This window comes from Streptomyces sp. NPDC091292 (assembly GCF_044757265.1).
In the GTDB taxonomy this organism is placed as follows: domain Bacteria; phylum Actinomycetota; class Actinomycetes; order Streptomycetales; family Streptomycetaceae; genus Streptomyces.
Genome location: NZ_JBIVUQ010000012.1, coordinates 203,825 through 217,213, shown reverse-complemented (window position 1 = coordinate 217,213; position 13,389 = coordinate 203,825). Strand labels below are relative to the sequence as shown.

The window sequence follows — 13,389 nt, the reverse complement described above, 5'->3', positions numbered from 1 at the left end:
ACGGAGTTGTCCACAGAGGTGGATTTCTCCACAGAAGACCGGGCCTCGCTGGTTCGCGACCCCAAAGACATGGCAGGCTCTGTTCATTGCGAGTCTGAAGTCGAGGAGAGTGAATCCTTGCGGTCCAACGCCAACATCGCGGGACCGATGGCCGATCCGGTCCCCGGTCCCCGTACCGAGTCGACGGGGGAGGATGTTTCACGTGAAACACCGCCCCCGATGGACGACACCCCCATCGGTCGTGCTGCCCAACTGGCGATGGAAGCTCTGGGCCGTGCCGGCGAAGGTCTGCCCCGCCCGGAGCAGACCCGCGTCATGGTGGTCGCCAACCAGAAGGGCGGCGTCGGCAAGACGACCACGACGGTCAACCTTGCCGCGTCGCTCGCCCTGCACGGCGGCCGAGTACTGGTGGTCGACCTCGACCCCCAGGGCAATGCGTCGACAGCACTGGGTATCGACCATCACGCCGAAGTCCCTTCTATCTACGACGTGTTGGTCGAGAGCAAGCCGCTCTCCGATGTGGTCCAGCCGGTAGCCGACGTCGAAGGTCTCTTCTGCGCCCCCGCCACCATCGATCTGGCCGGTGCCGAGATCGAGTTGGTCTCCCTGGTTGCCAGGGAGAGCCGGCTGGAGCGAGCCATCAAGGCGTACGAGCAGCCGCTGGACTACATCCTGATCGACTGCCCGCCGTCGCTGGGCCTGCTGACGGTGAACGCCATGGTGGCCGGAGCCGAGGTCCTCATCCCGATCCAGTGCGAGTACTACGCCCTGGAAGGGCTGGGCCAGCTCCTGCGGAACGTCGATCTGGTCCGGGGTCATCTGAACCCCTCGCTGCACGTGTCGACGATTCTGCTCACCATGTACGACGGCCGCACCCGGCTGGCCTCCCAGGTGGCCGACGAGGTGCGCACCCACTTCGGTGAGGAGGTCCTCAGAACGAGCATCCCGCGCTCGGTCCGGATCTCCGAGGCACCGAGCTACGGCCAGACGGTCTTGACGTATGACCCGGGTTCAAGTGGTGCACTGTCCTACCTTGAGGCGGCGCGTGAGATCGCGCTGCGGGGGGTGGGCATGCAGTACGACGCCCAGCACGCTGCCCATCTGGGCGCTCAGAACGATCAGCAGAGTATGGCGGAGGGGATCCAGTGAGTGAGCGACGTAGGGGTCTGGGCCGTGGCCTGGGCGCCTTGATCCCGGCGGCGCCGACGCCCGAGAAATCGGCGCCGTCGGGCCCGGCCAACGGAGCCTCGCCAGGCGTCGGCCCTGTCCTCACCGCGGAACGCGGTGTGGCAGCGGCCAAGGTGACCATGCTGCCGCAGGGCACGGCATCGCCGGAGATCATGGAGTCGATGGGGGCTCCGGAAGAGGTCCTGGACAACCCGGCGGGGGCGCACTTCGCGGAGCTGCCGCTGGACTCCATCACACCCAACCCGCGGCAGCCGCGCAAGGAGTTCGACGACGACGCCCTCGCCGAACTCGTCACCTCCATCAAGGAGGTCGGCCTCCTCCAGCCCATCGTCGTACGACAGTTGGGCCCCGGGCGCTATGAGCTGATCATGGGTGAGCGGCGCCTGCGGGCCTGCCGCAAGGCGGAACTGGAGCAGATCCCGGCGATCGTCCGTGCCACGGACGACGACAAGATGCTCCTGGACGCCCTCCTGGAGAACCTGCACCGCGCGCAGTTGAACCCGCTGGAAGAGGCCTTCGCCTATGACCAGCTCCTCAAGGACTTCAACTGCACGCACGACCAGCTCGCCGATCGCATCGGCCGGTCGCGGCCTCAGGTCTCCAACACCCTGCGGCTGCTCCGGCTCCCGCCGGCCGTCCAACGGCGGGTCGCCGCCGGTGTACTGTCCGCGGGCCACGCCCGTGCGCTGCTGTCCGTGGAGGACCCGGAGGAGCAGGACCGCCTCGCCCACCGCATCGTGGCCGAAGGGCTCTCGGTGCGTGCCGTCGAGGAGATTGTCACCCTCATGGGGTCGCGTCCGCAGGCCCCGACCAGGGCCAAGGGACCTCGGGCCGGTGCTCGGCTCTCTCCCGCGCTGACCGAGCTGGCGACGCGTCTCTCGGACCGGTTCGAAACCCGGGTGAAGGTCGACCTGGGGCAGAAGAAGGGCAAGATCGTCGTCGAGTTCGCCTCGATGGACGACCTGGAGCGCATCCTCGGGTCCCTGGCGCCCGGCGAGGGCCCGGTCCTGCAGAAGGGTCTCACCGAGGGTCCTGAGGGCGAGGAGGACTGAGCCCGGAGAAGGGGGCTCAGCCGGCCCTGTGGGGCTGAATACCGTGAGAGCGGGTCGTGTCCGGTGTGTACCGGAAAACGACCCGCTCTTTGCTTTCAGTCGGTATCGATGCAATCGCTTCGTGGATACGATGCGAAGGAGTAGGCGCATCCACCTGGCGGGACCTCTTCGGGGAGGCGAGGGCCATGCGAACGGTGAGCCGCACCGGTCTACTGACCGCAGGTTTGGGGTTCGGAGCGGTCGGCGGGTTCGTCGGCGGTTTCCTCAGGGAACGGAGCGCTCTGGCAGCAGCCCGCGGGGTGGCGGGCGAAGGAAGTGAGGAACGGCCTTCATGGGGCGTCGGCTCGTACCGCTCACGCTGGACAACCTTCCGGATCTCCCCGAGCGCTGTCGGTCCTGCGTCTTCTGGGAGTTGGATCCGGTCAGTGGGCAGGCCGCGGTAAAGGCAGGCAGATCCGAGCTGGAGAAGGAGGCGTGGATCTCCGCCGTCCTTCTGGAGTGGGGCTCGTGCGGGCGGGTCGTCTACGTGGACGATGTCCCGGTCGGCTTTGTGCTCTACGCGCCTCCCGCGTATGTCCCCCGCGCCACCGCCTTCCCGACGAGCCCGGTCTCCCCTGACGCCGTGCTGCTGATGACGGCGTGGATCACACCGGGATACCAGGGGCAGGGGTTGGGTCGGGTCATGGTGCAGACCGTGGCGAAGGATCTGCTGCGCCGGGGCTTCAAGGCGATCGAGGCGTTCGGGGACGCCCGCTGGAAGGAGCCGGCGTGTGTGCTCCCGGCGGACCATCTGCTCGCCGTGGGGTTCAAGACCGTCCGGCCGCACCACGCCCATCCACGGCTCCGACTGGAGCTGCGTACGACGCTCTCCTGGAAGGAGGACGTCGAGATGGCACTCGACCGTCTGCTCGGAGCGGTCCAGAAGGAACCCGTACTCCGACCCCTGTGACGCACGAATGGGCCAACCCGACCGGGCTGACCCATTCGTGTTTCACGTGAAACATCGCCACCGACTACTCGGCGATGAAGTCCGCCAGGTCGCGCTCGATGGCTGCCTTCGGCTTGGCACCGACGATGGTCTTGGCGACCTCGCCACCCTGGTACACGTTCAGGGTCGGGATGGACATGACGCCGTACTTGGCGGCCGTATCCGGGTTCTCGTCAATGTTCAGCTTGACGACCTCGATCTTGTCGCCGTACTCAGCCGCGATCGCTTCGAGGGACGGCGCGATCTGGCGGCACGGACCGCACCAGGCGGCCCAGAAGTCCACCAGTACGGGCTTGTCGCTCTTGAGCACGTCCTGCTCGAAGGAGTCGTCGGTCACGTTCTTCAGGGTGCCGGCCACGGCGGGCTCCTTAACTCGATGGTGCGGTGAGGCGGATAGGGGGATCAGACGGTGGCCGCTGCGGTCTCGCTGTCGGCGAGTGCGGCGAGGTAGCGCTCGGCGTCCAGGGCCGCGGAGCAACCGGTGCCCGCCGCGGTGATCGCCTGCCGATAGGTGTGGTCGACGACATCGCCCGCGCCGAAGACACCGGTGAGGTTCGTCCGGGTGGAGGGGGCCTCCACCTTGAGGTAGCCCTCGTCGTCCAGGTCCAGCTGGCCCTTGAACAGCTCGGTGCGCGGGTCATGCCCGATCGCGATGAACAGCCCCGTCACCGGCAGCTCCGAGGTCTCGCCCGTCTTGAGGTTGCGCAGGGTCAGCCCGGCGAGCTTCGGGTCCCCGTGGATCTCCGCGACCTCGCTGTCCCAGATGAACTTGATCTTGGGGTCGGCGAAGGCACGGTCCTGCATGGCCTTGGAGGCACGCAGCGAGTCCCGGCGGTGCACGATCGTCACCGACTTGGCGAAGCGCGACAGGAAGGTCGCCTCCTCCATCGCGGTGTCCCCGCCGCCGATCACGGCGATGTCCTGGTCCTTGAAGAAGAACCCGTCACAGGTCGCACACCAGGAGACACCCCGTCCGGAGAGGGCGTCCTCGTTCGGCAGGCCGAGCTTGCGGTGCTGGGAGCCGGTCGCCACGATGACGGCCTTCGCCTTGTGTACGGTGCCCGCGGTGTCGGTGACAGTCTTGATCTCACCGCTGAGGTCGACATTGACGATGTCGTCCGGGACCAGCTCGGCGCCGAAGCGCTCCGACTGGGCGCGCATGTTGTCCATCAGCTCGGGACCCATGATGCCGTCCTGGAAGCCCGGGAAGTTCTCCACCTCGGTGGTGTTCATCAGCGCACCGCCTGCGGTGACAGCGCCCTCGAAGACCAACGGCTTCAGCGACGCGCGCGCGGTGTAAAGCGCCGCCGTATAGCCGGCGGGCCCGGAGCCGATGATGATCACGTTTCGGACGTCGCTCACGGCTTCATTCCTCGTCTCTGGAGACTGCTGCGTACTGCTGGCGGGAGCGCCTCACTCGGGACTCTCACACCACCCAACGGATCCTACGGGGCCCGCATTCCCGACGTGTCCGGGCGCACACGCACGCGTGTCCACACCCCGTGGCGCGGGGGTGTGGACAGATGCCTCGGCTCAGTGCCGAGCGTAGGAGTGGGTGAGCAGAACCTTGCCTGCGGGGCCGGTCTGCTGCCGGGCACAGGCGGCGTCGACGACATAGGCGGAGACCTGCGTCGTGTCCGTCTCATGCGGGAGGACGACGAGGTAGGCGTCCGTGCCTTCGTAGGTGCCCTGCTCGGCCGCCAGTGGAGCGTCGAAGCGGCCGATGCCCTTCTTTATGCACTCGGGCACTGTGACCCCCACGTTCGTCTCCTCCCGAAGGGGAGCGTTCGACCGGGGAGTGTCCGGGCTGGACCGCACATCGAAGGACGACATCGTGCTCGGGGACGACTGCGGCACGGCGCGCTGACTCAGGAGGTCCGTCACCTGCCCCTCCAGCTTTCCCTCGGAGAAGGCGAGGACGCTGTCAGAAGGCTGCTGGGTCGCCTTGCCGGGCTCGTCGGCGCCACCGAGGGACTGGATCAGCAGGGAGCCGATCCCGATTGCCGCGGCCGTGAAGACGGCGCCCAGCGTGATGGTCCTGCGCCGTCCGGCCCGCCCTCGGGAGCCCCGGCCGGGTCCGGTCTTCCCTCGCGGATGGCCCGCGGGGCGGTCGGCCGGTGCGGTGGGGGCGCTGGTCGGTGATGCGGCCGTCGGTGCGGCCGTCGATGTTTCACGTGAAACATCGACGGCCGAGGTGTCGCTCTCCCCTTCCCCGGACTCGGCGGCGTCCTCGGGCGAGGTGGTCTGGGGTGGGACGGTGGACGAGAGAAGCGCTTCGGCGGCGAGTGCGGCATCGATCCGCTCGGCCACATCGACGGGCATCCGGGTCTGACCCGGCAGGGAGCCGAGTAGTCCGCGGATCTCTTCGAGGGAGGAATGGACGTCGGCACACAGCTCGCAGGAGTCGACGTGCCGCTGGACGTCCTCGCTACGGCTCGGGGGGAGGAGGCCCTCGGTGAGATCGGAGATCTCGTCGACGTCCGGGTGCCCGGCCGCGTCGGTCGTCGATGTCACGCTCGTCCACCTCCGCCCTTCACTGCCGCTGAATCGCTCGGGCCCGTCTCCGGGTCTTCTCCTGCGGGTGGGACGGATGTCCCCGTGGACTGGTTCCCTTCCTCGCCCGCCTTCGTACCGCCGTCTCCGGCTGCGTTCCCACCGCTTCCACCGCTTCCACCGCTTCGGCCGTCTCCGCCGTCGGGGTCGCTTCTCTGCGTCCGTAGATGGGACAGCAGCGGGAGCAGTCTTGCTCTGCCTCGGGCGCACCGGCTCTTCACGGTGCCCGTGGGGACGTCGAGCACCCGGGCGGCCTCCGCGACGGGGTAGCCCTGCATGTCGACCAGGACGAGTGCGGCGCGCTGGTCCGGGGGCAGGGTGCCCAGGGCGGCGAGCAGTTCGCGGTGCAGATCCTTGCGCTCGGCGGGTGCGTAGGCCGACTCGTGCGGCTCCAGAAGCTGCTCCAGGCGCTCCGTGTCGTCCACGGGCGCCGTCCTGCGCGACGCGGCCTTCCGGGCGCGGTCCAGGCAGGCGTTCACGGTGATGCGGTGCAGCCAGGTGGTGACGGCGGACTGGCCGCGGAAGGTGTGGGCGGCGCGGTAGGCGGAGACGAGAGCGTCCTGGACGGCGTCCGCGGCTTCCTCGCGGTCTCCCAGGGTGCGCAGGGCCACGGCCCACAGCCGGTCGCGGTGGCGCCGGACAAGCTCGCCGAAGGCGTCCTTGTCCCCGTCGACGTGGCGCGCCAGGAGATCCTGGTCGCGCATACCGTCGTACACGGCGTCGGCCACGGTCGAAACCACCCTCCCCCGGACCCGTCGGTGAGCTGTCAGCCGGTGAACTTCAGGTCCGTGATCGCCTGCTTGTATCCGGCCCCGCTGAACTGGTCTCTGTCCGCGTAGGGAGCCGCAGTGAGCCACACCAGGACGTAGCGCGTCTTGACGGGCTTGTCGGCGGAGATCTTCAGTTCCTGGCCGTTGGTGGTGGCCTTGGCGATCCTCGACATCGATTCGATCGGTGCGGACGAGGACAGCGAGTCCGCCGCGTACAGGGAGACCGTCGTGTGGTCGCCGCCGTAGTGCAGCCCTATCGAGGCGGCCGACACATTCCGCGCGGAGCCGAGATCGTAGACGATGCCGACCCCCTTCTTGAAGGGGGCCAGCTCAGGTCCGCCCTTGAAGGAGTAAGTCCGCCAGTAGGTCGAGGGGTCCCCGTCGTACGTCAGGCCGACGTCCGCCGCGTGCTGCGCCTTGCCGTCCGGGTAGTACTCCTGGGCGCCCTGGATGGCGATCGGCTTGGCGGGCTTCTTCTCGTTGCTCTTCTTGTCGGTGTCGGAGGTGTCCGTGTTGCTGGTGCCGCTGGAGTTGTCGCGCTCCATGAGGGCGTCGGCGAGCTGCCAGCTACCGAGGCCCAGGGCGGCGATCAGCAGCGCCGACACGGCCCACTTGAGCGCCTTGCCGGTGCGGCCCTGGAGCGGCGCCGGCGGCTGCGCGGGCACCGTGGACGCGCCCATGGGCATGGTGGTGGTGCGCGCGTAGGAGCCCTGCTGGTACGTCGTGCGCTGGTACTCCGGAGGCGCCGTGTACGCGGGCTCCGGCGGAGGGATGCGGGGCAACTCACCGATCGCCTTCACCAGGTCCTCCGGAGTGATGCACGGAGGTTCCTGACGTGACGCGGTCGCACCCTCGTTGACGAGGGCCCGCATCGCCAGTTCCGACAGGCCGCGGTGCACGCCTGCCCGTACCTGGTCCGGTGCGATCAGTCCGACGCCCTTGGGCAGCCCGGAGAGACCGTAGGCGTCGTCCTCGTACGGCCAGCGCTGTGTCAGGGACGCGTACAGGAGGGCGCCGATGGCCTCGGTGTCGGTGCGCTGCGGGGTGTCCGAACGGATGCCGCGCAGGGCGGCGTTGACCGCGAGGCCGCGGATGCGCCACTGGCCGGACGACGTCCGCAGGACGGCGCTCGGGGTGAGCCGCAGATGGGCCAGGCCCTCACGATGGGCGGCTGCCATGGCCTGCGCGACCTGATGAACCATCTGGTAGGCATCGTGCACCTCCAGCGGGCCCGCCGCCAGAAGAGCCGTCAGCTCCGTCGCGTCGGGCAGCCATTCGTGCACCACGTAGACGAGGTCGTTCTCCTCGACCGCGTCCAGCACCTGCACGAAGCGCGGGTCGCCCAGGAGAGCCGACGAACGGGCCGCCGCCAGGACGGATCGGGCCCGCGTATGGTCCGCGGGCAGCAGATGGACGCCGACGGCCCGCCGCAGCTTCTCGTCGACCGCGCGCCAACTGCTGAAACCGTCCAGACGGGTGACGCACTCCTCCAGCCGGTAACGTCTGGCGAGTTTGTGCCCGCTGTGCAGCTCGGGCGGTGTGGACCTGACGGACTCGTGCTTGGTGCCGGTCTCTTCCGCGTCCACGCTGCTCGTGTCCTGCTCCCCGGTCTTGGCCACCCCGTCGGCCGTGGCCTGCTCCGCCTTGGCGGGCAGCGGCTCGTCACCGCTGTTGTCTGCCACGTCGACGGCAGCCGTGCTCCGTTCCGCCACCGTCGTCCCTGCCTCCCCATCCATTGCGCTCTGTCCGACGACAAAGCCAATTGTGCCCACAGTCCGGCGCTATGCACGACACACGGTGGTCCCCGATGGTTGTGCGGCTACCCGGTGTTCAGCGTCCGAGACGTCCGCGCACCATGCCGACCAACGAGTTCAGCTCCTCGATCCGCATTTTCCTGGCCGCGACATAGAAGACGGCCAGCAGAGCGAATCCACCCCCGACGAGCGCCGCGATCGAACCGGGCACGCCCTGCCCCAGCGCCTCCATGACCACGAAGCCGATGCCGCCGCCGACCAGGGCCGCCGGGACCGCCGCCAGGCTGAGACGGGCGTACGTCCGCACCACCTGGGCGCCGTCGAGGTCGCCGCCGAGCCGGGTGCGCAGCCGCCGCCAGGCGACACCGACACCGACCGCGTAGGCCAGACCGTAGGCGCCCGCCATGCCGACGACCGCCCACTGGGCCGGCAGCAGGAGGTAGCAGACGACCGAGGCGGCGGCGTTGACGGCGGCCACGATGACCGTGTTGTAGAAGGGCGTCCGGGTGTCCTCGTACGCGTAGAAGCCGCGCAGCACGACGTACTGCACGGAGTACGGGATGAGGCCCAGGGCGAAGGCCATGAGGACGAAGCCCATGGACTCGGCGGCCTGGGTGCCGGCGGACGCGAACAGCAGGGTGCACATCGGTACGCCCAGCGCGAGGAACGCGAAGGCCACCGGGACGATCGCCACGGCCGAGGTGCGCAGCCCGCCGGAGATGTCGTCGCGGACCGCTCCCGGGTCGCCGTCGTGGGCGGCGCGTGAGATACGGGGCAGCATCGCCGCCATGACGGACACCGTGATGATGGCCTGCGGCATGCCCCAGATCAGCTGGGCGTTGGAGTAGGCCATGATGCCCGTGCCGTCCTTGCCGGACGCCTTGCCCGCCGCCGTGGCCAACTGGGTGACGACGAGGACACCGGCCTGGTTGGCGAGGACGAACAGCACGGTCCACTTGGCGAGCTTGACCGCCTTGCCGAGACCGTGGCCCTTCCAGTCGAAGCGGGGGCGGAAGCGGAAGCCGGTCTCACGCAGATACGGGATCATCGCCAGCGCCTGCACGACGAGGCCGAGCAGGGTGCCCATGCCCAGCAGCCGTACGCCCTCCGGCGGGATGGTGCTGACCTGCATCTGTGAGTCGGCGGCGCTGCCGTAGACCCAGATGAACAGGCCGAACGTGCTGATCATGACGATGTTGTTGAGGACCGGCGTCCACATCATCGCGCCGAACTTGCCGCGGGCGTTGAGGATCTGCCCCATCACCACGTGCACACCCATGAAGAAGATCGTGGGCAGGCAGTAACGGGCGAAGGTGACCGCGACGTTGTTGGCGGCGGGGTCGTCGGCGATCGGGTTCGACATCAGCCGGATGAGCAGCGGGGCCCCGAAGACCGCGAGCGCGACGATGACGCCGAGCGCGACCATGACGAGCGTCAGCAGCCGGTTGGCGTAGGCCTCGCCGCCGTCCTCGTCGTTCTTCATCGACCGCACGAGCTGCGGCACGAACACCGAGTTGAGGCCGCCGCCCACAGTGAGGATGTAGATCATCGTCGGCAGGGTGTACGCCACGGTGAACGCGTCACCGAGGGTCGCCGCGCCCAGGGCCGCCGTGATCACCATGGTGCGGACGAAGCCGGTGAGCCGGGACACCATCGTGCCGGCGGCCATCACCGCGCTCGACTTCAGCAGCCCGGAGGCGCGTCCGCCCGTCTTCGCCGGCGCGGGCGCGGCGAGCACGGGCATCGGTTCCGGGGCCGGTGCGGGGACCGCGGCGCCCGCCGCACCCGCGAAGGCGGCCGAGCCGTCCATCGGCGGCCGTCCGGCGGGGTGCTGCTGGTCGCGGAAGAGATGGGCGAAGGCGTCCGGCTCGTGACGCTCCTCACCGGCCTGGGTGACCAGGTCGTCCACGCCGACGAACTGCGTGGTGCGGACGTCGTCGCCGTACGGAAGGTGCTGGGTCGGGCCCTCCGGCTCGGGCGCCGGGGTCTGCGCCCAGACCCGCGGGTCGGGCGCGTACTGCGCGGTGGGCGGCGGGGCGTAGAGCTGCTGCGGGTCCTGATAGGTGCCGGGCGGCGGCGGGGGGTGCGCGGCACGGTCGTAGAGCGCCTCGGCCACCGGGTCCTGCGCGGAGAGGTCCTGCGCCCGGTACGGGTCCTGGTCGTACGCGTCCTGGAAGTACAGCTCCGACGCGTGCTGAGGCGGCAGCTGGCCGGGATCGGGCGTGCCGGGGTAGGGGCCTCCGGCGGGTGTGGAGCCGCCCGAGCCCTGGCCACGGTCACCGTCGTACGGCGCGTTCATGGTTGTTACCCCACCTCATCGTCCCCGGGCCCACGGGCCACGACATCGCTCAACGGTCCACTCTCTCACCCGTTCCGGACGGGTCGGCGCTTTCCGCAACGGTGTCCGGTGTCGGGTCACTCGGCTGCTCAGGATCGTGTTCCCCCGACCCGGTGCCCGACTCCCCCTGATGGCGGTCCGATGTGCTGATGTCGTCCCCGGGTCGGCCGGGGGCACCCGGGGCGCCGGCCGCGGGGTCCGCCGCGTCCTCGGAACCGTCGGCGGCTTCGTCCTCGGCGTCCTGCTCCGCCTGCCGGGCCGCCGCGCGCTTGCGCTGCTGGTACATCCGGAACCCGGCGAGCACGAGCAGCAGCATCCCGCCGGCGATGACCAGCATCACCGTGGGCGTCACCTCGTTGACCTGCACCTGGAACGGCATTTCGCGGCCGTACGGCGTGCCGTCCTCCGTGTAGAGCTGGGCGACGACGTCGGCGAGGCCGTTGACGTTGGCCGTCGTCTCGAACTTGAAGGACTGGCTGTGTCCGCCCGAGACCTTGACCGGCAGCTCCTGGTAGACGCCGTCGCCGATCTTGAAGCGGCTGGGCTTCTTCGAGGTGAGCCGCAGGGTCAGATGGTCGACGCCCTGGAGCAGGCCGTTCTTCACGGTCACCGGGATGACCGCGCTGCGCCCGGAGAGCTGGGCGTCGGACTTGTCGATGAGCTGGACGCTCTGCGTGAGGCTCGTGAGGTGGGTCGTGACGCTCGTCCGGAAGGCGTAGCCCTCGGCCGCGTGGCCGCGCCAGGACGTGGACATGCTGCGGTCGATCGCCCGGCCGAACGGCGTCACCACACGGTCCGGGAGGGTCAGGATCACCTTGAAGCTGTCGAGCTTGGCCTGGGTCTCCTTGACCTTCTCGAACGCGGCGACGGTCAGCTCCTGCTTGCGCAGCGACGCCGGGTAGGAGCGGGCGGACGGCACCTGCGTGGTGGCCTGGGAGTCCGGTTTCGTCCTGGCGGCGGCCGTGAGGTCCTGGGCCTGGGTCCAGCGCCCGTCCGAGAGGGTCCTGATCGCCTGTGCCATGGCCTGGGCCTGGCTCGCCGTGGGCATGCGCTGCGGGGCGACGACGACGCTCCGCTGCTCGCCCGGGTCCTGGAGCGTGATCATCAGGCTCTGGGCGAGGAACTCCTGTACGGCGAGCGTGGAGTCCTCGGCGCGGGTCATGTCGCCCTGGAAGGCGGTGGACAGCCGCGCGTCGGCGACGACGGCGCGGGTGCCGCCGCCGATGGGCCGGGCGGCGCTGGGCGTGTAGGGCAGGGCCGAGGACTCGCGCATGCTGTCGCTGCGGGCGATGACGGTGTCGGCGCCCGCGGAGGTGGCGACGTCCACGACGGACGGGTCGATCGCGCCGTTCACCGGCCACGCGAACTCGGTGGTCGGCGTCACATGGAGGACCGTCTCGACGGTGTCGGTGGCCACGTCGGTGGCGGCCTTGAGGTGGCTGAGCGAGCCGGAGACGTTCTTGCCGTTGTGCGCGAGGGACGCCAGGTCCGGGTCGGCGAACGGCAGGGCCACGACCTTCTTGCCCTGGACGGCCTTCTCCAGCTCGTTCAGCCACTGGTTGGCGACCGCCTGGTTCCTGCCGGCGACCAGGGTGTCCTTGCTCTTGATCCAGTAGTTCCTCGTCATGGCGTCGACGGACGCCAGCAGATCCGGGTCGACGACCCAGGTGACGTCGAGCGACGAACCCAGGGACAGCATCTGCTGGAGCCGGCCGCCGGGGCCGATCTCCTTGGCCAGCTCGTCGTCCTCGAAGACGCGGGTCTGCTGCTCGTCCGAGCCGGTCTCCGCCGTCAGATGCGTGGTGGAGATCAGCGGCCACAGGAACGTCGTCTTCGTCCTGGCGTCCGATGTCTCGGTCTGCCAGGGGAGGAAGGTCCGCTCTATGCCGAGGACGCTCGGGTACGGCTGTGCGGCCGTGTCGCCTGTGAGGGAGACCCCGAGCTGATAGATCCCGTCGGACGTGAGGTTCAGGTCCTTCATCGGCACCGAGATGCTGAAGCTCTGGGTGAGGCCGGGGGCGATCTTGGCGAACTTCTGGACGTACTTGCCGCCCACCGTGAGTCCGTCGGCGCCCTGCTGATAGCCGCTGCGCTGCGCGGCGGCGTCGATGGCGCTACGGGTGTCCAGACGGGGGCCGACCCTCAGATCGACCTGGGCGTCCGTGATCGCCTGCTTGCCCTCGTTGGTGAGCGTGCCGGAGACGGTCAGGGTGTCCCCGTCGACGGGCGCTGCGGGGCTCAGGGAGTCCAGGGACACATCCACGGTCCGTGAACCCGTGGCGTCGGCCTGGGGCGACCGTACGGGTGCCTGGGCGGCCGTCTGTGCGGCGGCGGGACCGGCCGGGAGCTGTACGACACCGGCGAGCAGGGGGACCGCCGCGACAAGCGCCCCTGTGCGCCTCAGCCACCTGCGGGCAGCTGAGGGAAGGGTCCCCTGGAAGTCTGCCGCCTCGGCCACGCGCTCGCCCGTCCCTCGTCGTCAGTGGTCGTCGGATGTGCGTCCACGCATGGTAACGATGCGGACTGTGTCTAAGTGCCGCGGAGTCCTCCACATGACGGGACGACCCTTGGGGGACAAGGGTTCCGGGCGTTGATCACAGTCTGAAATGTGTGCCGAACGACATCAGGGAGCGCCGCAGAACGCCTGTTTCCGACCATGCGCCTATTAATAGGGGTGCTTCCCTTTTGCTTCCCGGTGTCCTTCCCCGTCTCCTTCTCCGTGCTTCCCCCTGCCTCATGGCTGAGG

10 protein-coding genes are annotated in these 13,389 nt (G+C 69.3%); 3 read left to right on the top strand and 7 right to left on the bottom strand.

Annotated features, from left to right (window positions below; all coding sequences use genetic code 11):
• Nucleotides 1-69 precede the first annotated feature (69 nt).
• The 3 genes from ACIQNU_RS28770 to ACIQNU_RS28760 all read left to right on the top strand — a co-directional run bounded on the left by ACIQNU_RS28770 (nt 70) and on the right by ACIQNU_RS28760 (nt 3,189).
• Nucleotides 70-1,149: a ParA family protein gene (locus ACIQNU_RS28770; protein WP_401372082.1), complete on the top strand. Its 1,080-nt coding sequence runs from the start codon at nt 70-72 to the stop codon at nt 1,147-1,149.
• Nucleotides 1,146-2,240: a ParB/RepB/Spo0J family partition protein gene (locus tag ACIQNU_RS28765; RefSeq protein ID WP_401371988.1), complete on the top strand. Its 1,095-nt coding sequence runs from the start codon at nt 1,146-1,148 to the stop codon at nt 2,238-2,240. Before ACIQNU_RS28770 ends, ACIQNU_RS28765 begins: the two co-directional genes overlap by 4 nt.
• Nucleotides 2,241-2,571: 331 nt before the next feature.
• Nucleotides 2,572-3,189, top strand: coding sequence for a GNAT family N-acetyltransferase (locus tag ACIQNU_RS28760; protein WP_401371986.1), 618 nt, complete (start codon nt 2,572-2,574; stop codon nt 3,187-3,189).
• Nucleotides 3,190-3,253: 64 nt separating this feature from the next.
• On the opposite strand, the gene trxA is transcribed toward ACIQNU_RS28760, so the two are convergent.
• The 7 genes from trxA to ACIQNU_RS28725 form a co-directional block, all read right to left on the bottom strand.
• Complete coding sequence (trxA, locus tag ACIQNU_RS28755; RefSeq protein ID WP_401371984.1) at nt 3,254-3,586, bottom strand: thioredoxin; 333 nt, start codon at nt 3,584-3,586, stop codon at nt 3,254-3,256.
• Nucleotides 3,587-3,630: 44 nt separating this feature from the next.
• Nucleotides 3,631-4,590, bottom strand: coding sequence for a thioredoxin-disulfide reductase (gene trxB, locus ACIQNU_RS28750; RefSeq protein WP_401371982.1), 960 nt, complete (start codon nt 4,588-4,590; stop codon nt 3,631-3,633).
• A gap of 171 nt (nt 4,591-4,761) precedes the next feature.
• Nucleotides 4,762-5,742 (bottom strand): hypothetical protein, encoded by a 981-nt coding sequence (locus ACIQNU_RS28745; RefSeq protein ID WP_401371980.1) that lies wholly within the window; start codon nt 5,740-5,742, stop codon nt 4,762-4,764.
• On the bottom strand, nt 5,739-6,485 hold the full coding sequence (gene sigM / locus ACIQNU_RS28740; protein ID WP_401372080.1) for an RNA polymerase sigma factor SigM: 747 nt from the start codon (nt 6,483-6,485) through the stop codon (nt 5,739-5,741). Before sigM ends, ACIQNU_RS28745 begins: the two co-directional genes overlap by 4 nt.
• Nucleotides 6,486-6,547: 62 nt before the next feature.
• Nucleotides 6,548-8,263 (bottom strand): protein kinase family protein, encoded by a 1,716-nt coding sequence (locus ACIQNU_RS28735; protein WP_401371978.1) that lies wholly within the window; start codon nt 8,261-8,263, stop codon nt 6,548-6,550.
• A 118-nt stretch (nt 8,264-8,381) separates the two neighbouring features.
• Complete coding sequence (gene murJ, locus ACIQNU_RS28730; protein ID WP_401371976.1) at nt 8,382-10,604, bottom strand: murein biosynthesis integral membrane protein MurJ; 2,223 nt, start codon at nt 10,602-10,604, stop codon at nt 8,382-8,384.
• A gap of 49 nt (nt 10,605-10,653) precedes the next feature.
• Nucleotides 10,654-13,101, bottom strand: coding sequence for a DUF6049 family protein (locus tag ACIQNU_RS28725; RefSeq protein ID WP_401371975.1), 2,448 nt, complete (start codon nt 13,099-13,101; stop codon nt 10,654-10,656).
• Between the last annotated feature and the right edge of the window lie 288 nt (nt 13,102-13,389).

What these genes read in the sequence shown, in the direction of transcription:
- sigM (WP_401372080.1), bottom strand. Translation starts at nt 6,485, where the DNA reads ATGCGCGACCAGGATCTCCTGGCGCGCCACGTCGACGGGGACAAGGAC.
- ACIQNU_RS28770 (WP_401372082.1), top strand. Translation starts at nt 70, where the DNA reads ATGGCAGGCTCTGTTCATTGCGAGTCTGAAGTCGAGGAGAGTGAATCC.
- ACIQNU_RS28760 (WP_401371986.1), top strand. Translation starts at nt 2,572, where the DNA reads ATGGGGCGTCGGCTCGTACCGCTCACGCTGGACAACCTTCCGGATCTC.
- murJ (WP_401371976.1), bottom strand. Translation starts at nt 10,604, where the DNA reads ATGAACGCGCCGTACGACGGTGACCGTGGCCAGGGCTCGGGCGGCTCC.